The 24,428-nt window shown below is 64.5% G+C and carries 26 protein-coding genes and 1 tRNA gene; 13 read left to right on the forward strand and 14 right to left on the reverse strand.

All coding sequences use genetic code 11. From position 1 onward, the window contains the following. Positions 1-207: 207 nt before the first annotated feature. Positions 208-837 (reverse strand): (d)CMP kinase, encoded by a 630-nt coding sequence (gene cmk, locus XI02_RS00470; RefSeq protein ID WP_172646247.1) that lies wholly within the window; start codon positions 835-837, stop codon positions 208-210. Then, positions 834-2,171 carry a 3-phosphoshikimate 1-carboxyvinyltransferase gene (aroA, locus tag XI02_RS00475; protein WP_016843524.1) on the reverse strand — a complete coding sequence of 446 codons (1,338 nt, stop codon included), beginning with the start codon at positions 2,169-2,171 and terminating at the stop codon, positions 834-836. The genes cmk and aroA overlap by 4 nt, the downstream gene beginning before the upstream one ends. A gap of 145 nt (positions 2,172-2,316) precedes the next feature. On the opposite strand from aroA, the gene XI02_RS00480 reads away from it, so the two are divergent. From XI02_RS00480 to XI02_RS00490, 3 genes are all read left to right on the forward strand, one after another. Next, the gene (locus tag XI02_RS00480; protein WP_018269282.1) at positions 2,317-2,724 is read left to right on the forward strand and encodes a TIGR02300 family protein; all 408 of its coding nucleotides are present in this window, start codon (positions 2,317-2,319) and stop codon (positions 2,722-2,724) included. A gap of 95 nt (positions 2,725-2,819) precedes the next feature. Continuing rightward, a tRNA-Ala gene (locus tag XI02_RS00485) sits at positions 2,820-2,895 on the forward strand. A gap of 162 nt (positions 2,896-3,057) precedes the next feature. Then, positions 3,058-3,294, forward strand: a complete 237-nt coding sequence (locus XI02_RS00490; protein ID WP_172646246.1) for a GIY-YIG nuclease family protein — start codon at positions 3,058-3,060, stop codon at positions 3,292-3,294. A gap of 17 nt (positions 3,295-3,311) precedes the next feature. Here the strand turns inward: XI02_RS00490 and XI02_RS00495 are convergent, their stop codons facing one another. Beyond that, positions 3,312-3,773 carry a MarR family winged helix-turn-helix transcriptional regulator gene (locus XI02_RS00495; protein ID WP_172646245.1) on the reverse strand — a complete coding sequence of 154 codons (462 nt, stop codon included), beginning with the start codon at positions 3,771-3,773 and terminating at the stop codon, positions 3,312-3,314. A 168-nt stretch (positions 3,774-3,941) separates the two neighbouring features. Between XI02_RS00495 and XI02_RS00500 the strand changes: the two genes are divergently transcribed. The 8 genes from XI02_RS00500 (at position 3,942) to XI02_RS00535 (ending at position 11,259) form a co-directional block, all read left to right on the forward strand. Then, positions 3,942-4,367: an organic hydroperoxide resistance protein gene (locus XI02_RS00500; RefSeq protein ID WP_026192038.1), complete on the forward strand. Its 426-nt coding sequence runs from the start codon at positions 3,942-3,944 to the stop codon at positions 4,365-4,367. Between the two features lie 189 nt (positions 4,368-4,556). Next, positions 4,557-5,762 carry a CaiB/BaiF CoA-transferase family protein gene (locus XI02_RS00505; RefSeq protein WP_069279033.1) on the forward strand — a complete coding sequence of 402 codons (1,206 nt, stop codon included), beginning with the start codon at positions 4,557-4,559 and terminating at the stop codon, positions 5,760-5,762. A 289-nt stretch (positions 5,763-6,051) separates the two neighbouring features. Next, complete coding sequence (gene ugpB, locus XI02_RS00510; RefSeq protein ID WP_018269285.1) at positions 6,052-7,368, forward strand: sn-glycerol-3-phosphate ABC transporter substrate-binding protein UgpB; 1,317 nt, start codon at positions 6,052-6,054, stop codon at positions 7,366-7,368. 163 nt (positions 7,369-7,531) lie between these two features. Next, positions 7,532-8,413: a sn-glycerol-3-phosphate ABC transporter permease UgpA gene (gene ugpA / locus XI02_RS00515; protein WP_172646244.1), complete on the forward strand. Its 882-nt coding sequence runs from the start codon at positions 7,532-7,534 to the stop codon at positions 8,411-8,413. Then, complete coding sequence (gene ugpE, locus XI02_RS00520; RefSeq protein WP_137478385.1) at positions 8,413-9,261, forward strand: sn-glycerol-3-phosphate ABC transporter permease UgpE; 849 nt, start codon at positions 8,413-8,415, stop codon at positions 9,259-9,261. Before ugpA ends, ugpE begins: the two co-directional genes overlap by 1 nt. Then, complete coding sequence (locus tag XI02_RS00525; RefSeq protein WP_172646243.1) at positions 9,261-10,343, forward strand: sn-glycerol-3-phosphate import ATP-binding protein UgpC; 1,083 nt, start codon at positions 9,261-9,263, stop codon at positions 10,341-10,343. The genes ugpE and XI02_RS00525 overlap by 1 nt, the downstream gene beginning before the upstream one ends. Positions 10,344-10,513: 170 nt before the next feature. Continuing rightward, a complete protein-coding gene (locus tag XI02_RS00530) occupies positions 10,514-10,939 on the forward strand; it encodes an Hsp20 family protein (protein WP_021082592.1) in 426 nt (141 codons plus the stop codon). A gap of 50 nt (positions 10,940-10,989) precedes the next feature. Next, positions 10,990-11,259 carry a DUF1150 domain-containing protein gene (locus tag XI02_RS00535; protein ID WP_016843536.1) on the forward strand — a complete coding sequence of 90 codons (270 nt, stop codon included), beginning with the start codon at positions 10,990-10,992 and terminating at the stop codon, positions 11,257-11,259. A gap of 72 nt (positions 11,260-11,331) precedes the next feature. On the opposite strand, the gene XI02_RS00540 is transcribed toward XI02_RS00535, so the two are convergent. Next, positions 11,332-11,679: a DUF6665 family protein gene (locus XI02_RS00540; RefSeq protein ID WP_016843537.1), complete on the reverse strand. Its 348-nt coding sequence runs from the start codon at positions 11,677-11,679 to the stop codon at positions 11,332-11,334. A 287-nt stretch (positions 11,680-11,966) separates the two neighbouring features. On the opposite strand from XI02_RS00540, the gene XI02_RS00545 reads away from it, so the two are divergent. Then, entirely contained in the window at positions 11,967-12,524 is a 558-nt protein-coding gene (locus XI02_RS00545) for a cytochrome P460 family protein (RefSeq protein ID WP_028337528.1), read from the forward strand. Between the two features lie 119 nt (positions 12,525-12,643). Here the strand turns inward: XI02_RS00545 and XI02_RS00550 are convergent, their stop codons facing one another. The 3 genes from XI02_RS00550 to XI02_RS00560 all read right to left on the reverse strand — a co-directional run bounded on the left by XI02_RS00550 (position 12,644) and on the right by XI02_RS00560 (position 16,267). Continuing rightward, complete coding sequence (locus XI02_RS00550; protein WP_172646242.1) at positions 12,644-14,173, reverse strand: AMP-binding protein; 1,530 nt, start codon at positions 14,171-14,173, stop codon at positions 12,644-12,646. Positions 14,174-14,296: 123 nt separating this feature from the next. Beyond that, positions 14,297-15,427 (reverse strand): DUF5938 domain-containing protein, encoded by a 1,131-nt coding sequence (locus XI02_RS00555; protein WP_172646241.1) that lies wholly within the window; start codon positions 15,425-15,427, stop codon positions 14,297-14,299. A gap of 36 nt (positions 15,428-15,463) precedes the next feature. Further along, on the reverse strand, positions 15,464-16,267 hold the full coding sequence (locus XI02_RS00560; protein ID WP_172646240.1) for an SDR family NAD(P)-dependent oxidoreductase: 804 nt from the start codon (positions 16,265-16,267) through the stop codon (positions 15,464-15,466). Between the two features lie 329 nt (positions 16,268-16,596). Between XI02_RS00560 and XI02_RS00565 the strand changes: the two genes are divergently transcribed. Then, positions 16,597-17,235 (forward strand): TetR/AcrR family transcriptional regulator, encoded by a 639-nt coding sequence (locus XI02_RS00565; RefSeq protein ID WP_050383465.1) that lies wholly within the window; start codon positions 16,597-16,599, stop codon positions 17,233-17,235. A 214-nt stretch (positions 17,236-17,449) separates the two neighbouring features. Here the strand turns inward: XI02_RS00565 and ptsN are convergent, their stop codons facing one another. From ptsN to XI02_RS00600, 7 genes are all read right to left on the reverse strand, one after another. Continuing rightward, positions 17,450-17,911 carry a PTS IIA-like nitrogen regulatory protein PtsN gene (gene ptsN / locus XI02_RS00570; RefSeq protein ID WP_016843543.1) on the reverse strand — a complete coding sequence of 154 codons (462 nt, stop codon included), beginning with the start codon at positions 17,909-17,911 and terminating at the stop codon, positions 17,450-17,452. A gap of 231 nt (positions 17,912-18,142) precedes the next feature. Then, positions 18,143-18,742 carry a ribosome hibernation-promoting factor, HPF/YfiA family gene (gene hpf, locus XI02_RS00575; protein WP_016843544.1) on the reverse strand — a complete coding sequence of 200 codons (600 nt, stop codon included), beginning with the start codon at positions 18,740-18,742 and terminating at the stop codon, positions 18,143-18,145. A 185-nt stretch (positions 18,743-18,927) separates the two neighbouring features. Beyond that, positions 18,928-20,583: an RNA polymerase factor sigma-54 gene (gene rpoN, locus XI02_RS00580; RefSeq protein WP_016843545.1), complete on the reverse strand. Its 1,656-nt coding sequence runs from the start codon at positions 20,581-20,583 to the stop codon at positions 18,928-18,930. A 90-nt stretch (positions 20,584-20,673) separates the two neighbouring features. Continuing rightward, a complete protein-coding gene (gene lptB, locus XI02_RS00585) occupies positions 20,674-21,660 on the reverse strand; it encodes an LPS export ABC transporter ATP-binding protein (protein ID WP_069279039.1) in 987 nt (328 codons plus the stop codon). 342 nt (positions 21,661-22,002) lie between these two features. Continuing rightward, positions 22,003-22,725, reverse strand: coding sequence for an LptA/OstA family protein (locus XI02_RS00590; protein WP_028341725.1), 723 nt, complete (start codon positions 22,723-22,725; stop codon positions 22,003-22,005). 5 nt (positions 22,726-22,730) lie between these two features. Then, the gene (gene lptC / locus XI02_RS00595; RefSeq protein WP_018269292.1) at positions 22,731-23,459 is read right to left on the reverse strand and encodes an LPS export ABC transporter periplasmic protein LptC; all 729 of its coding nucleotides are present in this window, start codon (positions 23,457-23,459) and stop codon (positions 22,731-22,733) included. Positions 23,460-23,614: 155 nt separating this feature from the next. After that, positions 23,615-24,229 (reverse strand): ribonuclease D, encoded by a 615-nt coding sequence (locus tag XI02_RS00600; RefSeq protein WP_016843549.1) that lies wholly within the window; start codon positions 24,227-24,229, stop codon positions 23,615-23,617. Positions 24,230-24,428: the final 199 nt, after the last annotated feature.

Consider the following 24,428-nt stretch of genomic DNA (forward strand, 5'->3'; position numbering starts at 1 on the left):
ACCTGGGAGCGGGCGTTCCTCCAGATGCGGCGTTGGTTTCGTTTGAGATTGGCTCAAACCCATCGCCGGCCCGCTCAGACACGGCCTCGACATGGTCGACGGTGCTCCGAACGGCGCTGATATAGCCCCGCAGGCTGCTTTCGGCAAGCAGGAAATGCCCAATTTTGCTGGGTTTTCGGGCCAAAACCGCCCGCCATGCCTGCTGTTCTAGCGCCTGGCGCGCGCCGCCTCGACGATGGCGATGGCGGCGCGGACGCCGGCCTCGATGTCCAGATTGGAATTGTCCAGCGTGTGGGCGTCCGCAGCCGGCCGCAGGGGTGCAATCGCCCGGTTCTTGTCCCGCTCGTCGCGCTTGAGGATGTCGGCGAGCACCGCCTCCTCGTCGGCGTCCTCGCCGCGGGCGCGCGCCTCCAGCGTGCGCCGCCGTGCCCGCACGCGGGGGTCGGCGACCACGAAGATCTTCACGTCGGCATCCGGGCAGATCACGGTACCGATGTCGCGTCCATCCAGCACCGCACCGGGCGGATCGGCGGCGAACTGGCGCTGAAAGTTCACCAGCACCTCGCGAACCTGCGGAATGGCCGACACCACGGAGGCGGCATCGCCGACCTTCTGGGTCTTCAGGATCGGATTGCCGAACTTTTCGGGGTCGAGCTCGAGCGCCGCAGCCACCGCCAGCACCTCGTTGCTGAGCTCGGCACCGGCTTGCATCATCGCATAGGCCACCGCGCGGTAGATCACGCCGGTGTCGAGATGGCGGTAGCCGTAGTGGTGGGCGAGCCGCTTGCCGAGCGTGCCCTTGCCCGAGGCGGCGGGTCCGTCGATGGCGATGATCATGCGAAATCAGCTCCGAGCGCGCGCATCATCGGGATGAAATCCGGAAAACTGGTGGCGATGAAACCGGTGTCGTCGATCTTCACCGGCCGATCGGAGGCGCAGCCCATCACCAGCGCCGACATCGCGATACGATGGTCCATATGTGTGGCAACGAGACCGCCGCCTGGAACATGGCCGCGGCCCTCGACGATCAGATCGTCGCCGGACACCTCGACCTTGACGCCATTGACCCGCAGCATGTCGGCGGTTGCTTCAAGGCGGTCGGATTCCTTGACGCGCAGCTCCTGCAGGCCGCGCATGATCGTGGTGCCCTCGGCGAAGGCGGCCGCGACCGCCAGCACCAGATATTCGTCGATCATCGACGGCGCGCGCTCCGGCGGCACCTCGACGCCCTTCAGCTTCGAGGCCCGCACCCGCAGCTGCGCCATCGGCTCGCCGGCATCGCCGCGCACATCGCTCTCCTCGATCGAGGCGCCCATCTCGCGCAGCGTCGTGAACAGGCCGGTGCGCAGCGGATTGGTCATCACGTCGGAGAACACGACATCGGAGCCTTCGACGATCAGTGCGGCCACGATCGGGAATGACGCGGAGGACGGATCGGCGGGCACCACGACGTTGGCGCCGTGCAGCTCGGGCTCGCCGTGCAGCGAGATTCGCCTGCCGTGGCTGCCTTCCTTCTCGGAGGAGATCTCGGCGCCGAAATGCTTCAGCATCAGCTCGGTGTGGTCGCGGCTCGCCTCCTGCTCGATCACAGTGGTGATGCCGGGGGCAGAGAGCCCCGCCAGCAGCACCGCGGACTTGATCTGGGCCGAGGCGACCGGCGTCTTGTAGACGATCGGCACCGGATAGCGGGCGCCGTGCAGGGTGAGCGGCAGCCGGCCGCCCTCCCTGATGTCGCTGGTTCGGGCGCCCATCAGCTCCAGCGGGTCGAGGATGCGGCGCATCGGCCGCGAGCGCAGCGAGGCGTCGCCGTCGAAAATGGCGGCGATCGGGCAGCCAGCCACCGCGCCCATCACCAGCCGGCAGCCGGTGCCAGAATTGCCGAAATCGAGCGGCGCGGCAGGCTGGGCAAACCCGCCGACCCCGACGCCTGCGACCGACCAGGTAAACGGCGCCGTCCGTTCCACCCTGGCGCCCAAGGCACGCATGGATTTGGCGGTATTGAGGACGTCCTCGCCCTCCAGGAGGCCGGAAATGCGGGTTTCGCCGACCGAAAGCGCCCCTAGGATCAGCGCACGGTGGGAAATCGATTTGTCGCCGGGAACGCGGACCGTGCCAGCCAGGGGGCCGCACGTGCGCGATTCCAGCGGGGTCGGGGTGTCAGATTGGGCCAAGATTGTGTCCTCTCGCGCCGCGGCAGGTATCACATAGGCAACACCACGTCACGCGCCCGTCACTTGCGCGCAAACCGCTATTGACAGCAGCCTCTCAACTAGCCAAGTGAAGCTCCGTTTTTCAGGAAAATTCTGGGATTACCACGTGGCCAAGTCCGAGCTCGGAACCAAGCGCATTTGCCCGACCACGGGCAAGAAGTTCTACGACCTCAACAAGAATCCGGTGATCTCGCCCTATACCGGCGAAGTCGTGCCGATCGCGCCGGTCGCCCCGGCGCGGGGCCGCGGCGCCACCGTCAGTTCGCCCGCGACCGCAGCCGACATGCCGGAGCCCGCCGAGGCCGAAGAGATGGTCTCGCTCGAGGAGGCCGATGCCGAGGAGAACACCGGGAAGGTCAAGGCCCAGGTTCCCGAATCCGAGGACGATATCGAGGTCGATGAGACCATCGACGACGATGACGACGACGATTCGACCTTCATCGCCGACGAGGAAGAGGGCGATGAGGACGTCACCGACATTATTGGTGACGTCGGCGGCGACGAAGAGACTTGAGATCGGCGCCGATCTATGATCAACGGTGCTGCCGCGCGAGTCGTCCAGGCCGCGCGGGCCGGGATCGATCCCCCAGGATCATCCCAACTGGATAAGGGGCCATAGCTCAGCTGGGAGAGCGCTTGCATGGCATGCAAGAGGTCGGCGGTTCGATCCCGCCTGGCTCCACCAGCCTTCGCTCGCTTCGCGAGCTTCGGCTCGGCAAGCCCGGAAAGTCCCTCGTAGCGAAGTGAGCGAAGGCTGCCGCGGCGTAGCCCGAAGGGCGAAGCCGGGCTCTCTCCGAAATCCGAATGCGTTGGCATCCACCCCACCAACCGTGTGTTGGGGGAACAGATGAAATACGTTTACATTCTCGAGAGCCTTGATTGCCTGCACTTCTATGTCGGGATTACCGACGATCTGCGGGCCAGACTGGCTAAGCACAATGCCGGGGAAGTGCCCCATACATCCAAATTTGGACCGTGGCGGCTCAAGACCTACGTCGCTTTCAGCGACGAGAAGCAGGCCGTCGCTTTTGAAAAATATCTGAAGTCCGCGTCCGGCCGCGCCTTCGCCAGGAAGCGCCTCTAACCGCCCGCCTCCGCCCCCTATTCCCCCAGCACCGCATTCAGCCGGTCGCGCAGCGCGACGATCTCGTCCTTCATCGCCATCAGTTCGCCAACGGTGCAGTCCGAGGCCGCGAGGATCGACTGCGGCACGGCCTTGGCCTTTTCGCGCAGCGCGTGGCCCTGCGGCGTCAGCGCGATCAGCACCACGCGCTCGTCCGCGGTGCTGCGGGTCCGCCTGATCAACTCCGCCGCCTCCAGCCGCTTCAAGAGCGGCGTCAGCGTGCCGGAATCCAGGAACAGGCGCTCGCCGAGGTCCTTCACCGCCACGTCGTCGCGCTCCCACAGCGCCAGCATCACGAGATACTGCGGATAGGTCAGCCCGAGCCGGTCGAGCAGCGGCTTGTAGACGCGGTTGAAGGCGTGCGCGGTCGAATAGACCGCAAAGCAGATCTGGTTATCGAGCCGCAGCGCCGGATCCGCCGCCGTCGGTTTCCTGGCCATGATTCCCATCGAATCCATCTCGTTTCAGGCTCATTCTGGGCTCACGGGACCGCGGATTCAATTGCGAACAATTAAATGTGAGGCAGCATATTTTATATTGTGTACAATCTATTTGCGTGCAATACATTCGTCGTCGAATTCAAGCCCAACCCACCAAGGGAGACCACGATGTCTGTGAACGTGCTCTACAAGACCAGCGCCAAGGCAACCGGCGGCCGCGACGGCCATGCGGCAACGCTCGACGGCGCGCTCGACGTCAAGCTCACGACCCCGAAGGAGCTCGGTGGCGGCGGCGGCGCCGGCAACAATCCGGAGCAGCTGTTCGCCGCCGGCTATGCCGCCTGCTTCATCGGCGCAATGAAGTTCGTGGCCTCGCAGGGCGGCCCCAAGGTTCCCGCCGACGCCTCGGTGACCTCGACGGTCGGCATCGGCCCGCGCTCGGAAGGCGGCTTCGGCCTCGCCGTCGAGCTCGCGGTGTCGCTGCCCGGCCTCGCCCGCAACGATGCCGAAGCGCTGGTCGAGAAGGCCCACCAGGTGTGCCCCTATTCCAACGCGACCCGCGGCAATGTCGACGTCAAGCTGAGCGTCGTCTAATTCCACATCACGCAATGGTCCGCCGCGACACGTGGCGGACCATCGCTCTTTCAGCGGCCGGTTCGCTTGGCGAACGCATGCGCCGCCTGCTGCATGGGCCTGCGCCGACGGAAGCATTGCTGCCCCGGCTGAAGACCGTTAGCTCTGGGACCCTCGTTATCTGATCCCAACTGAGCGAAGGTTGCTTCCATGAATACCCCAGCGGCTACGGGCGCGATGACCGGCCTGCGCGTGATCGATCTGACGCGCGTGCTCGGCGGTCCGTATTGCACCCAGATTCTCGCCGACCACGGCGCCGACGTGATCAAGGTCGAGCCGCCCGCCGGCGACGAGGTGCGCGACTGGGGCCCTCCCTTCCATGACGAGGACGCGGCCTATTTCGTCGGCATCAACCGCAACAAGCGCTCGATCGGCCTCGACCTCGCCTCCGAGGGCGGACGCGCGGTGCTGATGAAGATGCTCGAGACCGCCGACGTGCTGATCGAGAATTTCAAGCCGGGCACGCTCGACAAATGGGGCATCGGCAACGACGTGCTGCGCGCGAAATTTCCGCGCCTCGTGCATTGCCGGATCTCCGGCTTCGGCGCCGACGGCCCGCGCGGCGGCAATCCCGGCTATGACGCGATCATCCAGGCGATGACCGGCATGATCGCGGCGACCGGCTCGCCGGAGAGCGGCCCGATGCGGATCGGCGTGCCGCTGGTCGACATCACCACCGGGCTCTACGCCACGATCGGCATCCTGATGGCGCTGTCGGAGCGGCAGCGCTCGGGGCTCGGCCAGTTCATCGAGACCACGCTGTACGAGACCGGGCTCGCGATCATGCATCCGCACACCGCGAACTATTTCATGCATGGCAAGCCGCCGTCGCTGACCGGCAACGAGCATCCCAACCTCGTGCCGTACGCGATCTTCCCGACCAAGACCGACAACATCTTCATCGGCGTCGGCAATGACGGCACCTTCCGCAAGCTCGCCAAGGAGATCGGCAAGCCGGAGCTCGGCACCGATCCGCGCTTTGCCCGCAACAAGGACCGCATCGCCAACCGCGATGCGCTCCGCGCCGAGCTGGCAGCGGTATTCAGCCAGCACGAGGCCGAGCCGCTGTGCAACCGGCTGCTCGCCGCCGGCCTGCCGGCCGGCCCGGTGCAGAAGATCGACCAGGCGCTGACCAACCCGCACACCATCCATCGCGGCGACGTCATCGAGAAGGATTGGTACAAGGGCGTCGCCTCGCCGATCCGCCTCGAACGCACCAAGCCGAACCTGCGCCGCACGCCGCCGAAGTTCAGCCAGCACGCGGCCGAAGTGCTCGGCGAGTTCGGCTACGCGAAGGACGAGATCAACGGCCTGGTTGAGAAGGGCGTGGTCTGCGGTCCCCAGCGCAAGCGCTAAAGGCGTTTCGAGCCTGTCCCGCACGTGATGCGGGATGGGCACCGGTTCGCGTCAGGACAAAGCTGGAGCGTCGGCCCGTCTCGAACCGGCCGACGCATCAACACTGCGGTGCAACGTCGCGTCCGGCGTTGCACCGCACGGAGCCGGCTGCGGTCTTCGCCTTTTTTACCGCTTCCCTTCGCTTCGGCTTCCCCCCTACCATGACTTTCGTTTATACGGTCATTTGAACGTCATCCGGCGCTGATAACGCGCGCAACGAAAGATGATGTTCCAATTGGGAGGGGTTTTGATGATCTTTCGACGACTAGGCGCTGCTGCGGCAGCCGCTGCCGCGCTTGCATTCGCGTCGCCCGCGTTTGCGGTGACCGAGATCCAGTGGTGGCACGCGATGACCGGCGCCAACAACGACGTCATCGTCAAGCTGGCCAACGACTTCAACGCCTCGCAATCCGACTACAAGGTGATCCCGACCTACAAGGGCGGCTACGCCGACACCATGAACGCCGGCATTGCCGCGTTCCGCGCCGGCAACGCGCCGCATATCATGCAGGTGTTCGAGGTCGGCACCGCGACGATGATGGCCGCCACCGGCGCCGTCAAACCGGTCTACAAGCTGATGGCCGACGCCGGCGAGAAGTTCGACCCGAGCGTCTATCTGCCCGCGATCACCGGCTACTACTCGACCTCGAAGGGCGAGATGCTGTCGTTCCCCTTCAACTCGTCGTCGACGGTGATGTGGGTCAATCTCGATGCGCTGAAGAAGGCCAACATCGCGGAGATTCCGAAGACCTGGCCGCAAGTGTTCGACGACGCCAAGAAGCTGAAGGCGGCCGGCTACGCCACCTGCGGCTTCTCCGGCTCGTGGGTCACCTGGGTCAATCTCGAACAGCTCTCGGCCTGGCACAATGTGCCGCTCGCCAGCAAGGCCAACGGCCTCGACGGCTTCGACACCGTGCTCGAATTCAACGGCCCGCTGCAGGTCAAGCATCTCGAGAACCTCGTCGAGCTGCAGAAGGACAAGACCTACGACTATGCCGGCCGCACCAACACCGGCGAAGGCCGCTTCACCTCCGGCGAATGCCCGATCTACCTGACCTCGTCGGCCTTCTTCGGCAACGTCAAGGCGCAGGCCAAGTTCAACTTCACCGCGGCGCCGATGCCCTATTATCCCGACGCCAAGGGCGCGCCGCAGAATTCGATCATCGGCGGCGCCTCGCTCTGGGTGATGGGCGGCAAGTCGGCCGAGGAATACAAGGGCGTGGCCAAGTTCCTGACCTTCCTCTCGGACACCGACCGCCAAATCTGGATCCACAAGGCCTCGGGCTATCTGCCGATCACCAAGGCCGCCTATGCCAAGGCCAAGGAAGAGGGCTTCTACAAGGACCAGCCCTATCTCGAGACCCCGCTGCTCGAGCTCACCAACAAGGAGCCGACCGCGAATTCCCGCGGCCTGCGCCTCGGCAACATGGTGCAGCTGCGCGACATGTGGTCGGAGGAGATCGAGCAGGCGCTGGCCGGCAAGAAGACCGCCAAGCAGGCTTTGGACGCCGCCGTCGAGCGCGGCAACCAGATGCTGCGGCAGTTTGAAAAGACCGCCGTCCGCTGACATGATGCCTTCGGGCATGATCCGGAAAAGCGCGCAGCGGTTTTCCGAAAAGATCATGCCCTGACGACAAGCTAAAGCGCGATGACGATCCGACCTCATCTCATCGCGCTTTAGGGCCATCAACCGGCAGGCCGCATCCGCTGCCTGCCCTTCTTCCGAGCCCATGCAAAAGCAAGCGATTTTCCAATCAAAGCTGTTGCCTTACGCGCTGGTTGCCCCGCAACTCGCGATCGTTCTGATCTTTTTCTACTGGCCGGCCGTGCAGGCGGTGATCCAATCCTTCCTGCTGCAGGACGCTTTCGGCCTCTCCACCAGCTTCGTCTGGTTCGAGAACTATCTCGATCTGTTCAAGGAGCCGGCCTATTTCGCGGCGATCGTCCGAACCTTCGTGTTCTCGTTCGCGATCGCGGTCTCCTCGCTGTCCTTCGCGCTGCTGCTCGCGGTCATGGCTGACAGGCCGCTGCGCGGCTCGACGCTGTATCGCACGCTGCTGATCTGGCCCTATGCGGTGGCCCCGCCGGTGGTCGGCGTGCTCTGGGTGTTCATGCTGCACCCCTCGCTCGGCGTGCTGTCGCGCTATCTGCGCGGCATGGGCGTCGACTGGAATCCGCTGCTCGACGGCGACCAGGCGGCGGCCCTGATCATCCTCGCCGCGGCCTGGAAGCAGATCTCCTACAATTTCCTGTTCTTCCTCGCCGGGCTGCAAAGCATCCCGAGGAGCGTGATCGAGGCCGCCGCGATCGACGGCGCCCGCCCGATGCGGCGGTTCTGGACCGTGATCTTCCCGCTGCTGTCGCCGACCATCTTCTTCCTCTTGGTCATCAACATCGTCTACGCCTTCTTCGACACCTTCGGCATCATCGACACCATGACCCGCGGCGGTCCCGGCAAGGCAACCGAGACGCTGGTCTACAAGGTCTATACGGACGGACTGCTCGGCGGCAATCTCGGCTCGTCGGCGGCGCAGTCGGTCATCCTGATGGTCATCGTCGTCATGCTGACGGCGATCCAGTTCCGCTTCGTCGAGCGCAAGGTGACCTACTGATGGTCGAGGAGGAAGGCTTCCAGCGCTATCTGGCTCACGTCATCCTGTGGATCGGGATCGCGATCGTCGCCTTCCCGGTCTATCTCGCGCTGGTCGCCTCGACCCAGGACAACGCCGTGATCGCCAACGGCCAGATGTCGCTGCTGCCCGGCGGCCATTTCCTCGAGACCTACTACCAGACGCTGTTTGTCGGCACGAGCGGCTCGACCCGCGAGCCGGTGCTCCACATGATGCTGAACTCGCTGATCATGGCGCTCTTGATCGCGGTCGGCAAAATCGCGATCTCGATCATCTCGGCCTACGCGATCGTCTATTTCCGATTTCCGTTCCGGATGGCGATTTTCTGGATCATCTTCATCACCTTGATGCTGCCGGTCGAGGTGCGCATCTATCCGACCTACAAGATCGTCGCCGATCTGCATCTGCTCGACAGCTATGCCGGCCTGTCGCTGCCGCTGATCGCGTCAGCGACCGCGACGCTGCTGTTCCGCCAGTTCTTCATGACCGTGCCGGATGAATTGCTGGAGGCCTCGCGGATCGACGGCGCAGGCCCGTTCCGCTTCTTCTGGGATACGCTGCTGCCGCTGTCGCGCACCAACATGGCGGCGCTGTTCGTGATCCTCTTCATCCTCGGCTGGAATCAGTACCTCTGGCCGCTTCTGATCACGACGCGCGACGACATGCAGACCATCCAGGTCGGCATCCGCAAGATGATCACGACGACCGATGCGCTGACCGAATGGCCGATCGTGATGGCAACCGCGTTGCTCGCGATGCTGCCGCCGGTGTTCGTCGTCGTCGTGATGCAGAAACTGTTCGTGCGCGGATTGGTGGAGACGGAAAAGTAATGGCTAACGTCACGCTGCGCAGCGTCCGCAAGACCTATCCCGGCGGCTTCGAGGCCATCAAGGGCGTCGATGTCGACGTCGGCGACGGCCAATTCTGCGTGCTGGTCGGCCCATCCGGCTGCGGCAAGTCCACGCTGCTGCGCATGGTCGCGGGACTCGAGACCATCACCGGCGGCGAGATCGACATCGGCGGCCGCGTCGTCAACCAGGTCGAGCCCGCCGATCGCGACATCGCGATGGTGTTCCAGAACTACGCGCTCTATCCGCATATGAGCGTCTACAACAACATGGCCTACGGCCTGCGCAACCGCGGCATGGCCGAGGCCGAGATCAAAACCCGCGTCGAGGAAGCCGCGCGCGTCCTCGAGCTGTCGCCGATGCTGGAGCGCAAGCCGCGCCAGCTTTCCGGCGGCCAGCGCCAACGCGTCGCGATGGGCCGCGCCATCGTGCGCCAGCCGAAAGTGTTCCTGTTCGACGAACCGCTGTCGAACCTCGACGCCAAGCTGCGCATCGCAATGCGGGTCGAGATCCGCAAGCTGCAGCGCCGGCTCAACACCACGTCGATCTACGTCACCCACGACCAGCTCGAGGCGATGACGCTCGCCGATATCCTCGTCGTCATGAACGGCGGCCAGGTCGAGCAGGTCGGTAATCCGCTGGACATCTACCAGAAGCCGGCGACCACCTTCGTCGCCTCCTTCATCGGCGCCCCGCCGATGAACCTGATGCCGCTGCGCGCGGACGAGCTGAAGTCCCAGATCGCGGGCGCCGACGGCGCCGGCATTGTCGGGATCCGGCCCGAGGATTTCGTGATCTCGAGCGAGACCGCATCGGGCGGCGTCGCGCTCGGCCTCACGGTCGAGGCGATCGAGCATGTCGGCGCCGAGACCTTCGTCTATGGCAGCCGCCAGCGCGAGGAGCAGGGCGTTGCCGCCAATCCAGGCGAGCTGCCGCCCGGCGAGGTGATCGTCCGGGTTCCCGGTGTCTCGGGTCCCGCCATCGGCGAGCGGATCCGGGCCGTCGCCCCCCGCGACAAGCTGCATCTTTTTACCGCCGACGGCCGCAAGCGCGTCGGGGAGTAACCGATCGGGAAGAATTTACCCTCATGTTGCGGGCGTTTAGGCTGGTTTCGGGGCTGCTTGAACGCTATCCAGATCGCCCCCATATCCTTCACTGACCGGAGGCCAGACGGCCCGCCGGTTGCATGGGGCGCCGCAAGGGCCCCTCAAAGTCGCTTCGAGAGGACTTTGTAATGTCTCGTGTTCCATCGTTGTCCAGTCCGTTCCTTCTGGGATTCGACGAGATCGAGCGTGCGCTCGACCGCGTCGTGAAGGGCGCCGACGGCTATCCTCCGTACAACATCGAGCGGTGTGACCGTACCAACGGGCAGCCTGAACGGCTGCGCATCACGCTGGCGGTGGCGGGCTTCACCCGCGACCAACTCGATGTAACTATTGAGGAAAATCAGCTCGTCATCCGCGGCCGCCAGCAGGACGACAAGGCTCGGCAATACATCCATCGCGGCATCGCCGCGCGCCACTTCCAGCGCACCTTCGTGCTGGCGGAGGGGATGCAGGTGCTGGGCGCGGATCTGAAGAACGGGTTGTTGTCGATTGATCTGGCCAGGCCGGAACCTGAACGGGTCATTAAGACAATCGCTATCAATGAGCACGAATAATAGAAACAACGAGCGGACTCGACCGCTTATCTGACTGAGGAGTCGAGACCATGAGTGAACTGAGTACCACCACCATCGAATCCGAGAGCGTCACGCCGGAAGCGCTGGCCCATCTGGGCGAAGGTCATATCGCCTATGTGAAGCAGGTCCGCTCCGAGGACGTGCCAGATCTCTTTCCGCAGGCGCCGAAGATCGCGCCGGGCCTCAAACTGTTCGCACTGCACGCCGCCGACGGCACGCCGATCATGCTGACCGACAGCCGCGAAGCCGCGGTCGCGAATGCGTGGAGCAACGAGCTGCAGGCCGTCAGCGTCCATTGACGCAGGGTTGAATTAGCATCCGCGAATTCAATGCGCGGGCATGCCTCGACACCGAGGCGGCCCGCGCGTTTTTTATGGCGATGTGGTCGACGTGGCGAGCAGCGGGCCCATGCTGAGCTGCACCTCGCCGGGCACGTTGTAATCGCGCATCAGCATGCGGTTGTTGCGCAGCCCGCAGGCCTCCCGCTGCACCACGAACATCCAGAGCGCATGGCCGGCCTCCCGCACCAGGAGGCGCCGTGCCTGTTGTGTGGACGCCGGTGCTTCAGCGCGCGGATGGGCGGCGTCGAACTCGCGCAGCCTGGCGAGCGCCTGTTCCAGCGCGCGGCCCATGCGGCCGAGCGCACTCGCCCTCTCTTCGGCGAGCTCGTAAGCGAGAACGTCGACGGGAACGCGATCAAGGCGAAAATCGCGGGACATCAGTCATCCCTTGGTTCGATATTGCGCGTGTTCGTCTTCTGGCGTGACCGGCCGCTTGTCAATAGGCGCTCACACTTCTCAATTCCTCCGGTCGCGGCCGGCTCTATTTGAACCGTTCTTTGCGTCGCTTGGGACGGCGGCTCCATTTCGCTCGTCGCAATTCCGTGCTGTTATCAGTTCCCGCGACCAGCGTTCAGCGCAGTCCCGAGCTTTGCAGAGAGCAACGTCGCGATAAGGGGATTTCCAGCAAGATTCATTCGCCGCCAAATCGATAAGGAGATGCGACCATGCAGAAGAGCTCGCTGATCAATCTCGTTGCTTCGGTGTCGATTTCCGTCCTCGCGACTGGTGTCGCGATTTCCGCGCAGGACAAGTACAGCCTGCAGGTGCCCAATGGTCTCGCGTTCTCCGAGTTCAGGGGATACGAGGACTGGCCCGTGATCGCGATCAGCGAGAACGAAGGCGTCATCGCCGCGATCCTGGGCAATCCGGCGATGATCGGCGCATTCCGGGAAGGCATACCCGGCAATGGCAAGCCGTTCCCGGATGGCGCCAAGATGGCGAAGATCCATTGGATCCCGAAGAAGCAGGAGGCGTATCCCGGCCAGCCGACAGTCCCGGGCGCGCAGCACGACGTCGACTTCATGGTCAAGGACAGCAAGAGGTTCGCGGACAGCGGCGGATGGGGATACGGCGCGTTCGAGTATGACGCGGCGTCAGATGTGTTCAGGCCCGCCACCACGGCGGACAATCCGCCCCAGGAAAACGACGCGAAGTGCGGCTATGCGTGCCACACCGTGGTACAGAATCGCGACTACGTCTTCACCGAGTACGGCAAGAGGTAGACACCGGATCGCGCGGGCTAGAGCGTTTTCGAGCGAAGTGGATACCGGTTCGCGTGAAGAAAACGCGTCAAAACAAGAATCTAGAGCCCCGTTCCGATTCCATCGGAACGGGAAAAGCTCTAGCGTTGCACCAGCCGCGCGCGGATGTCCGGCTTCAGCACCTTGCCGACCTTGGAACGCGGAAGATCGTCCCAGACCTCGATCTGCTTCGGCGTCTTGACGCTGCCGATCTGCTGCTTGACGAAGGCGGCGAGCGCGGTCGCCTCGACGGTGTGGCCGGCGCGCGGCTGCACCACGGCGACGATCCGCTCGCCCCATTTGTCGTCGGGCAATCCGATGACGGCGCAATCCTGCACCGCCTCGTGGGCGCGCAACGCGTTCTCGACCTCGATCGAGTACACGTTGAAACCGCCGGTGATGATCATGTCCTTGGCGCGATCGACGATATAGAGATAGCCGTCGCCGTCGATGTAGCCGATATCGCCGGTGTGGTGCCAGCCATGCGCCGAAGCCTCGCGCGTGGCCTCGGGGTTCTTGTAGTAGCCTTCCATGACCAGCGATCCGCGCACCACGATCTCGCCGCGCGATCCCGCCGGCAGCAGCTTGCCGTCGCCATCCATGATGCCGGCCTGCACCAGCGGGCCGATCCGCCCGGCCGACGAAAGTCGCTCCATCGCGATGGTGCCGTCCGGATTGTAGTGATCGGCGGGCGGCATCATCGAGATCATCATCGGCGCCTCGGTCTGGCCGAACAGCTGCGCCATCGGCCCGATCCGCTTCAGGGCTTCCGCGAGCCGCGTCGCCGAGATCGGTGCCGCGCCGTACCAGAAGCATTGCAGCGAGCTGCGATCGGCCGCGTCGAGCCCGGGATGATCGAGCAGCATGTAGATCACGGTCGGCGGCAGGAAGGTGTGGGTGACGCGATAGCGCTCGATCAGCGCCAGGAACTCGCCGATGTCAGGGTGGTGCATGATCACGACGCGGCCGCCCAGCGTCATGATCGGAAAACAGAGCACGCCGGCGGCATGCGTCAGCGGCGCCAGCGCGAGATAAATCGGACGGCCCTTGAACGGGTAACCCATCAGGGTCAGCGCGGTCATCGCTTCGATGTTGCGTCCCGACAGCATCACGCCCTTCGGCTTGCCGGTGGTGCCGCCGGTGCCCGGGATCATCGCGAGATCGTCGATCGTCTCACGCTGATAGACTTCATCAGTAAGGCCGCCGAGCCAGCGCTCGAATGACGGCGCGAACGGCAGCTCGGCGTCGAGACAGGCCAGCGTACGCAGCTTGGGCAGATCCTGCCTGACGGCGTCGACCATCGGCGCGAAGCTCGAATGGAACAGCAGCAGGCTGCAATCGAACTGATCGAGAATGAACTTGTTCTCGGCCGCCTCGTTGCGTGGATTGATCGGGCACCACACGGCGGCCGCACGCGAGATGCCGAACACGCAGGCGAAAGCGAGCGGATCGTTGCCGGACAGGATCGCGACCTTCTCGCCGGGAGCGATGCCCGACCGCTCGAGGCCGCGCGCGATGCGATAGCTCAGCCGCTGCACCTCGCCGTAACTGAGGTCGCGCCCATCCATCGTGAGACACGGCGCGTCGGTGCCGAGCGAGGCACCCTTGTCGAGATAATCGATGAAGCGCATGGCAGGTCTCGCGCAAGAGGCGGGTGACGCGCTACGCGTCACCCGCGGAAGGAGCGTTTTCGAGCAAAACGAAAACGCTTCAGGGAACGGAGTGTTGAGCCCCGATCCGAGCGGGGCTCGAGCTCAATCATGCACGGTCAGGACTGGCTTGCCGACCAGCCCAAAACTCCGCAATTGCCCGAGCAGCTCGCGATGGCCGAACGCCTGACAGCCGGAGGCGAAGCCTACGCGCTTGGGCGGCTGCTGCAGCAGGTGCGCGGCAGCATAGGCCTGCAGCATGCCGGTCTGCTTGTAGTTGCTGTTGCCGTAGATGACGCAGTGCGCGCGCCCCAGCGGGCCGGAGGCATACACCGAATCCAGCGACTTGTTGACGCGCGGGTTCTCGCGCGGCGGCATGGTGTTCATCACGCCGGCAGCGGTCTGCGCCAACGCGGCGTAGCGATCGTCGGGATTCATGTCCTTGGTCGCCTCCAGGGCGGCGGCGACGATCTGCGGCACGCCCAGCATCAGCGCACGATTGAACACGCCGCCCAGCACCTTCACATTGGCCACGCGCGGATCTTGCTTGAACCACACCGGGTGCGAGGTGCCGCCCCACGGCAGCGCCAGCGCCAGCTCGTGCTGGCCGGGGATGGCGAGGTTGTAGAGGCCGGCATCGGCCTGATGCTCGACGTACTTGTTCTGCTCCAGGTAGTACGCCTTGGCCATCGCGGCGTTGACGAGGATGGTCTGCGTCGAGGCGATGGTCGGGCTGCCGCCCCAGAACACGGCGATGTCGAGCGTGTCGAGGCCGGGCGTTTCCAGGCACAGCTGCGCAGCGATCTCGCCGGTGGTGTACATCTGCGCGATGCCCGGCGCCAGCAGCAGGCCGGCATTGGCGAACCTCGTGCCGAACTCATGTTCGAGCGTGATCAGCCAGTCCTGCTCGCCGGTCGTGTCCGTATAGTGGCACCTGGCAGCCAGGCAGGCCTGTACCACCTCGCCGCCGAACTTGGCGAAGGGGCCCACAGTGTTGAGCACCACCGACGCGCCCTTGAACAATTCGGTCAGCGCGGCCACGGTGTGCGGCACCGACACGACCTCGTAGTCGGCGGCCTCGATGCCGGCCACGTTCGACTTCATCGCGGCGTTGAGCTTCTCGGCGCTGCGGCCAGCGGCGATGAAGGGGATGTTGTACTCGCGCAGATATTCGCAGACCAGCCGGCCGGTGTAGCCGGAAGCGCCATAGACGATGACGGGCTTCTTCTCGCTCATTGCGATCCTCCGAAATGCTTGTTGTCAGCCTTGTTGCTACATACCCATGCCGCCGTCGACCGGCAGGCCGATGCCGGTGATGAAGCGCGCATCGTTCGAGCACAGGAACACGGCGGCGTCGGCGATGTCGGAGACCTCGGCGAGCTTGCCGAGCGGCGTCTGCTCCACCACCGAGCCGACCGCTGCGTTGACGTCGGGCGCGAGACCGATCTTCACGATGTCATTGGCGAGTTGCAGGCCCATGTCGGTCGGGATCAGGCCGGGATAGATGCAGTTGACGCGCACGCCGTAGCCGAGCTTGCCGGCTTCCATCGCGCCGACGCGCGTCATGCGGTCGACCGCGGATTTGGTGCCGGAATAGACCGCGATGCTCGGGAAGGCGATCGTCGCCGCGACCGAAGCGATGTTGACGACCGCGCCGCCCTTGCCCGCTGCGCCGCCCGGCCGCATCGCGCGGAAGGCGTGCTTCATGCCGAGCACGGTTCCGACGATGTTGACGTCGCACATGCGGCGCGCGTCCTCGGCCTTGATGTCGGCGACCAGCGAGGTGATCTCGATCCCGGCATTGTTGATCAGGATGTCGAAGCCGCCGAGGGTTTCAACCGTCGCTGCGGCGGCCCTTTCCCATTGCCCATCGTCAGTGACGTCGAGCTTGACGAAGCCGGTCTTCACCCCGGCCTTGGCGATCTCGGCAGCGCTGGCCTTGCCGGCGTCGTCGAGAATATCGCCGATCATGACCGCGGCGCCGGACCGCGCCAGTGCCTGCGCGATCGCCGCGCCGATCCCCCGGGCGCCGCCGGTGACCAGGGCTTTCCTGCCTTCAAGGCTCTTCCCACTCATGACGTAGTCCTCCCTTTGCTTGCCGATTGATGGTGGTGCTGAGGCAGCGTGGGCCGGGGGCCTGCGCATTTGAAGCGCATTGATGGTCGCGGCCGGCGTCGGCAGGGCGCAGCGTTGGCGCGCCCCGGCGGTGCATTTCCTCCTGGTTTGTCGATTGGTCAGCCGTCTTGACGGTTGTCCAAATTATTTCGCCAACCCTCGTCCAGGAACTTGACACTTGTCAAGTCTGAATTTGACAAGTGTCAAAGAGGATGGTTGTGAAGAGATGGAGTGCGCCGCGGTCGCCGCGGTATAGTTGTTCGAGGGAAGAAGCAGAGGAAAGGCACGGAATGGCGCGGCAAGCGACAGGGGCGGCCCAACGCGTGGCTGTGGCGGCCGAGGCGCTGCGCGACGAGAAGTTCAACGCGCGGCGCGTCGAGCTCGCGGAGGCCGCGCTGGAAACGCTTGGCGAGCTCGGCTTCGCACGCACCAGCCTGCGCGAGATCGCGCAGAACTCCGCATTCACGCACGGCGTGTTTCACTACTACTTCAGCGACAAGCTCGACCTGATCTGCTGCTGCGTCCGCCACTACAAGGCGAAATGCGTGACGCGCTATGACGAGGTGGTGACGACAGCACGCAGCCGCGACGAATTGACCGAAGGCTTCCTCGCCAAGCTCGCGGCCACGCTCGAGAACGAAGCGCGCATGCATCGGCTCTGGTACGATCTGCGCTCGCAGGCAATGTTCGAGCCCGCGTTCCGCAAGGACGTGCTCGAGATCGACAAGAGCCTGGAAGCGATGATCTGGCGCATCGCCACGCGCTACGCCGAGCTCGGCAACAAGCGGCCGGCATCGTCACCGGCTGCGCTGTACGCGCTGTTCGACGGCCTGTTCCAGAGCGCGCTGCTCCGGCATCTCGCCAATGACGAGAAGGCTATCCCCGATCTGCTCGACGAGGTCCGCCGTCTGCTGCCGACGATCTGCTGAGAGACTTGCGAAGCATGCAGCTTCGTAGCCCGGATGGAGCGAAGCGAAATCCGGGACTGAACTATCCGCGGTTAGAGTAGCCCCGGATTGCGCTTCGCTTCATCCGGGCTACGGGGCCTGAACGATCGACAACGCATTGGCGCACGCCAGCGCGTGACGCACTGGCTGCGCTCTGATGACAATGGCGCGAAAACGAATTCGCGGATTCGGATGATTACGCCGCGCTCGCCGGCGGCAATGCGAGCACCGAGTAGATCGCCTGGGCGTCGCGCGAGGCACGCAGCTTCTTGGCGACGTCCTGGTCGCGCAGCAGGCGGGCGATCCGCGCCAGCGCCTTGAGATGGTCGGCGCCGGCGCCTTCGGGGGCCAGCAGCAGGAAGATCAGGTCGACCGGCTGGCCGTCCATCGCCTCGAAATCGATCGGGCGCTCGAGGCGGGCGAAGAAGCCGAACAGCTTCTCCAGCTTGGGCAGCTTGCCGTGCGGAATGGCGACGCCATAGCCGACCGCCGTGGTGCCGAGCTTCTCGCGCTGCAGCAGCACCTCAAAGATGGCGCGCTCATTCTGCCCGGTCAGAGCGGAGGCACGCGCGGCAAGTTCCTGCAGCGCCTGCTTCTTGCTGATGACTTTCAAAGCCGGGAGAATCGCCTCGGGTGCGACCAAATCGGTAATCGGCATTGGGACGTTCCGAGGTGAATGACCGTCAGGTTGCGAAATAGGCTTTACAGCGGCGGCGTCAAGAAGATGAGGTGGGATGCGGGCTTAGCCCGGGTCCGGTTGGCAGGGCTTCTACTCCAACGTATCGGCGGTGCCAACACCTGCGAACCCTGTTCCGCCTCCCTTGTTCCTGGAGGCGGCGGACCATAAGCAGGGCTGGCTTCGGACGTCAATGCCATCTGCCAACTATCCTCAAGGGCTCACCGCCGGCGGATCGACCCAGCCGACATTGCCATCCGTACGGCGGTAAATGATGTTCAACCGGCCGCTGCCGCCATGCTGGAACACCAGGCAGGAGGCGCCCGTCAGATCGAGCTCCATCACGGCTTCGCTGACCGACAGCCGCTTCAGCGCGGTGGTTGCCTCGGCAATGATCACCGGGCTGTATTCGGTGACCTCGTCCTCGTTCTCGGGCGCCTCGATGACGTAGCTCGGCGCGTCGAGCCCGACGCCGTTCAATTCGGCAAGCGCGGCAGTCGCGGCATAGGTCTTGCGGGCGGAACGATCCTTCAGCCGGCTCTTGTAGCGGCGCAGACGCTTCTCGATCATCAAGAGCGCGGCGTCCGCGCTGGCATAGGCGTCGGCGGCATTGGATTCGGCTTCCAGCGTGATGCCGGAATCCAGATGCAGCGCGCAATCGGTTCGGAAGCCGAAGCCATCCTTGCTCAGCGTGATGTGACCCGAATAGTTGCCATCAAAATACTTTCGCAGGACCTCGTCGGTGCGCTCGCTGACGCGCGCGCGAAGCGCCTCGCCGATGCTGATGCTCTTTCCCGAGATTCGAAGGGTCATTTGATGCCTCAATTGCTGGATGCCGCGATCACTCTTGCAGGAGCATGATGCTTGCTGGGCTTCCGGTTACCTCCCCTTCTGGACGACGCTCGACCTGGAAAGATTGAGACTATCCCGATTTGGCGCGAACGCAACGAGCGCATGGCCCAGTCCGTACCCGGACGGGGTCACGCTCAAGAAGTAACCTAAACGGGGGCCGTATCGCGCGACCGGTCGGATGAGGAGGCAGGGGCCGAAAGGGCATTACCGAGCATGCTCTGTTTGTCACGGCGTCGCTGCACCGAGGATGGTATCCGCATCGCCTCGCGGTACTTCGCGACGGTGCGGCGGGCGATATCAATGCCCGAGGCGCGCAAACGTTCCACGATCGTGTCGTCGGACAGGATTGCCGACGGCGCCTCGCCGTCGATCAATTGCTTGATGTGGTGACGCACCGCTTCGGCCGAATGCGCCTCGCCACCGTCGGCCGACGCGATCGAGGCGGTGAAAAAATACTTCAATTCAAAACTGCCGCGATTGGTCGCCATGTATTTGTTGGCGGTGACGCGCGACACCGTCGATTCATGCATCTGGATCGCATCCGCGACCGCCTTCAGATTGAGCGGCCGCAAATGCGCGACGCCATAAGTGAAGAAGCCATCCTGCTGGCGGACGATTTCGGTCGCGACCTTCAGGATGGTGCGGGCGCGCTGATCGAGCGCGCGGACCAGCCAGGTCGCATTCTGCAGGCAGTCGGTGAAGTACGACTTGTCACCGTCCTTGCGGATCGTCTTCGACAGCTCAGCGTAATAGGACTGGTTGACCAGCACGCGTGGCAGAGTGTCGCTGTTGAGCTCGACATGCCAGCCGCCGTCGGGACCCGGGCGCACATAGACGTCAGGCACCATGGTTTGCGTCCGCGCGGTGCCGAACTTCAGTCCGGGCTTCGGGTCGAGCCGGCGGATCTCGGCGATCATGTCGGTGATGTCTTCGTCGTCGACGCCGCAGAGCTTTCGCAAGGCCGCGATGTCGCGCTTGGCGAGCAGATCGAGATGCTCGACCAGCGCCTGCATCGCCGGATCGTAGCGATCGAGCTCGCGCAGCTGGATCGCGAGGCATTCGCTCAGGTTTCGCGCGCACACGCCCGGCGGGTCGAATTTCTGCAGCACCGCGACGACCTCGTCGACCGCTTGCTGCGACGCACCGAGCCGCTCGGCGGCCTGACCGAGATCGGCCGGCAGGTAACCGGCGTCGTCAACCAGGTCGATCAGATACTGCCCGATCATGCGCTGCGCCGGCGCCGAGAACGCCACCGCGAGTTGTTCGGCGAGGTGGTCGGCAAGCGTCAGCTCGGCGGCCACGAAAGCTTCGAGATTGTACTCGTCGTCGCTGGAGGCGCCGCCGCCCCATTCGGTGTAGACCGACGGAGGTGCATCCTGAGCGGCGCGCGCCGCCGCTTCCGCCGGCTCCTCGGAAAACACGTTGTCGAGGCGGGTATCGAGCGTCTGCTCGATCTCGGCGCGGCTGCCGAGATCGCGGTTCAGCCATTCCTCCTGGCCGGGCTCGAAGGCGGCCTCGCCGCCTGGGCCTGCGGCCATGTCGGAAGCGTCGCCATCGTCCCCATAGCTGCTGGAACCATCGGAATCGCCGTAATCCGGCCGCTCCATGGCCGGCTCGCCCGCCACCGGCGGCTCCGGTCCGTCTGCCGCCCGCTCCAGCAGTGGATTGCGCTCCAGCTCTTCCTCGACAAAGGCCGACAGATCCAGGTTCGACAGTTGCAGCAGCTTGATCGCCTGCATCAGCTGCGGCGTCATCACCAGCGACTGCGACTGGCGGAACTCTAGTCTTTGCGTCAGCGCCATGGAGACAAGATCGACCTTAAAAGTTGGCTCGATTCTTGCTTATATTAGTCCGAAGCCCTTGTACACGGCTTGACGGATCGGAAAATAGCGCTAGAGGCGGAATTCCTCGCCAAGGTAAAGCCGACGGACATCGGGATCATTAACGATCTCCTCCGGGCTTCCCTCAGTCAAGATTTCACCAGCATAGACGATATAGGCGCGGTCGGTCAGGCCGAGCGTCTCGCGGACGTTATGGTCGGTGATGAGCACGCCGATGCCGCGGTTGGTGAGATGGCGGACGAGGTCCTGGATGTCGCCGACCGCGATCGGGTCGATGCCGGCGAACGGCTCGTCGAGCAGCATGTAATTCGGGCGCGTCGCCAGCGCGCGCGCAATCTCGACGCGGCGGCGCTCGCCGCCGGACAACGCGATCGACGGGCTCTTGCGCAGCCGCGTGATGTTGAACTCGTCGAGCAACGAGTCCAGCTCGTGCTCGCGCTTCTTCTTCGAGGGCTCGACGACCTCGAGCACGGCGCGGATGTTCTGCTCGACCGACAGGCCGCGGAAGATCGAGGCTTCCTGCGGCAGATAGCCGATGCCGAGGCGCGCGCGCTGGTACATCGGCAGCTTGGTGACGTCGTGGCCGTCGAGCTCGATGGCGCCGCGATCAGCCTTGATCAGCCCGGTGATCATGTAGAACACGGTGGTCTTGCCGGCGCCGTTGGGCCCGAGCAGGCCGACCGCTTCGCCCCGCCGCACATAGATGCTGACGCCGCGCACGACCTGGCGGCTGCCAAAACTCTTTTCCACGCTATGCACAGCCAGATAACCCGGCCGCTTGATCAGCTGCGGCGCGGCGGGCGCGCTGTTCCTGGCCGGCCTCGCACGCGCCGGTGCGGGCGCTGCTGCCGGCTGGGATCGCGGCAGCTCGACGCCGGGAGCCGACGCGGCGCGCGCCATCGGCGGCGCATCACGCACCGGAGACGTCAGCATCTCGCCGAACTCGTCGCCGAGCGCCGTGATGTCGTCATGCGAGCGCGCAAATCCGGTACTGCGTTTCGCAGAGCGCCGCCGGAACATGCCGAGAAAATCCACCATCCCCGCTTCGCTTCAGCCTTTCACGGTGATCCCGCGACCTTGCCTGCGCATCGATCGATTCGCATGCGAAGCCGCAAGCATGAGCCGGAAATCGGAATACCGGCCTTCCCGCGCGACAAAAGCGGACGCGTTTGCGCGGAGATCATGCTCGAACAACACGGCAAAGCGCGATCACCCGCGCCTTGAATGAATGGATGCCCCTGTCCCGGCCGACATAATCCCCCTCGAGGCGCATTGTTCGGCCGGGCCGCTGCAGTAGATACAGTCTCGCCCCGCCGGCTTCAACCTCGCGGCCGCAGAATATTATCTAACCAATTGATTCTGCTTGACCTTACGTGAGGCTTACTTGGACTTGCCGCCCGGAATCAGCTGCAGCGGCGACGGGGCCGGGGCTGAGCCGGGGGCGGCCGGCGTGCCGCACTTGCCGCTCTGTCCGCCCGGCGACTGGATGAACAGGCCCTGTACCTTGCCATTGTCGGCTTCGACGCGCGAGACGCCGGTGGTCATGTCGACCAAAAGGCGGTCGCCGCGCAGCACATTCTGGCACTGGGTCAGCACCACCTGGCTGCCGCCGCCGCCGAGCATCGTGATCAAATTGGTCTTGGTGTCGAAGATCGCGGTCTCGCCGGTGACGACCTGGTCCTTCTGGGTGACGACGACATTGCCCTTCGCCTCCAGCCGCTTGATCGAGGAGGCGCCGCCGGGGCCGGGCGTTGCCGACTGCATCGGTGCGGCGCCCTTGGCGGCTGCACCCTTGGTGCCGGTCGGGGCGGGCGCCGGCGCCTGGGTCGATTTATCCTCGTAGAACACGACCAGCGTCTTCGACGTCATGGTGGTGTCGCCCTGCACGACCTTCACATTGCCGGCGAAGGTCGCCTCCTTTTTCTTGTCGCGCATTTCCAGCGAGGCGGCCTCGATCTGGATCGGCTGGTCGCGGTTCTGCGAGAAGCCCTGCATGGCGTTAGGCACGCCGCTCATCGAGCCCTGCGCGAACGCAGCACTCGCGGCGAAAAGAGCGAACAGGAACGCCGCAATTGCCATGCCGTGCGGAAAACGTCTCATCATCAAAATCATTTCGTGTTGGCGGATTTGCGCGGCTTCGGTGACGGCGGCGGCGGTGGAGCGGGCTCGGCCGGCGGGGCGGCATTGTTGTCGCCGAGCTTGTCGAGATTCATCACGACATTGCCTTCGAACCGCACCAGCTCGCCGCTGTTGTAGATCCGAAGCCTGTCGGCGGTGAGCGTGCCGTCGAGCAGCTTGACGTCGACATGCTCGTCCGACGACACGTTGCCCTTGTTGATGTCGACGAAGGCCTGCGTCAGCCGGGCCTCATAGCCGGTGGACGACTGCAGGAAGATGTCCTGGCGCAAGTCGAGCAGCTGCTTCTTGTTGTCGAAGAAGCCGGTGCGCGCGTCCATCGTCACCGTTGACTGATCCTGTTGCGCCACCTTGGCGCGGATCGTCTTCAGCTCGACATGGTCGGGATCGGTGACGTCCTGGATCGCCGCCTTGGCCCACATTTCGTAAGGCCGTCCGTCGTTGGAGAAGCCGGCGATATGCGGCGCTTCCATCGTGATCTTGGTGCCGGACACGACGAGGTTATCCATCTCGAGCGGCAGCTTAGGGATCAGGTCGTGGAACGGATTGAACAGCGCGATATAGATGATCACGGCCATCGCCAGCCCGACCATCGCGGGCACCGCGACGCGCAGGATCCGCACCATGCGGCTGTGCCGCGCGGCGGCGGCGAAGCGCGCCTCGAGGCCCGTGACATAGGCTGGATTCTGAACCGAATTCACCTGAGCTCCAGAGGCGCGAAACTGCCCCTATTCTAGCCGGAGCCGCCCAAATATGCAGCCCGGACCTCGCCTCGCGCCCCCCGCACCGGACCACGCGTGAACAGTTTGGCCGAAACGGGGCGGAACTGCCCCGGCCGCGACGAATTCGGCGCACATCATGAATGGGCGAAAATGTCCTCGGCCTCCCAGCCGTCGAGATCGAGCCTGGCGCGGGTGGGGAGGAAGTCGAAGCAGGCCTGGGCGAGATCTGTCCGTCCCTCGCGCGCGAGCATGACATTCAGCTTGTCGCGCAGCGCATGCAGATGCAGCACGTCGGAGGCGGCGTAGGCGAGCTGGGCCTCGCTGAGGCTTTGCGCGCCCCAGTCGCTCGACTGCTGCTGCTTCGACAATTCGACGTTCAGCACCTCGCGCACCAGATCCTTCAGGCCGTGGCGATCGGTGTAGGTACGCGACAGGCGCGAGGCGATCTTGGTGCAATAGACCGGCGTCGGCATCACGCCGAACGTGTTGTAAAGCACCGCGACGTCGAACCGTGCGAAATGGAAGATCTTGGTGATCTTGGGATTAGCGAGCAGCGCCTTCAGGTTCGGCGAATCGGTGTGGCCCTTCGGAATCTGGATCACGTCGGCGGTACCGTCGCCGTTCGACATCTGCACCACGCAGAGCCGGTCACGGTGCGGATGCAATCCCATGGTCTCGGTGTCGATCGCCACCGAGTCGGTGTAGCGGGACAGATCGGGCAGGTCGCCGCGATGCAGGCGGATGGTCATGCTGTCAAAAACCTCGTCGAATCGCCGTCGGAATAAACTACCGTCCAATCCGCCGACAGGCGAGCATGCGCCAGTCTTCGGATCGCACCGGCATCGGGGCCGGTCAGGACCGGACACGGGCAGCGGGAATCCTCAATTGTTCCGGCACAGATAGTTCAGGGTGTACCGCCATCGTGCAGCGGAGACAATGGGTTGCTAT

Source organism: Bradyrhizobium sp. CCBAU 21365 (genome assembly GCF_015291305.1).
GTDB classification, from domain to species: domain Bacteria; phylum Pseudomonadota; class Alphaproteobacteria; order Rhizobiales; family Xanthobacteraceae; genus Bradyrhizobium; species Bradyrhizobium elkanii.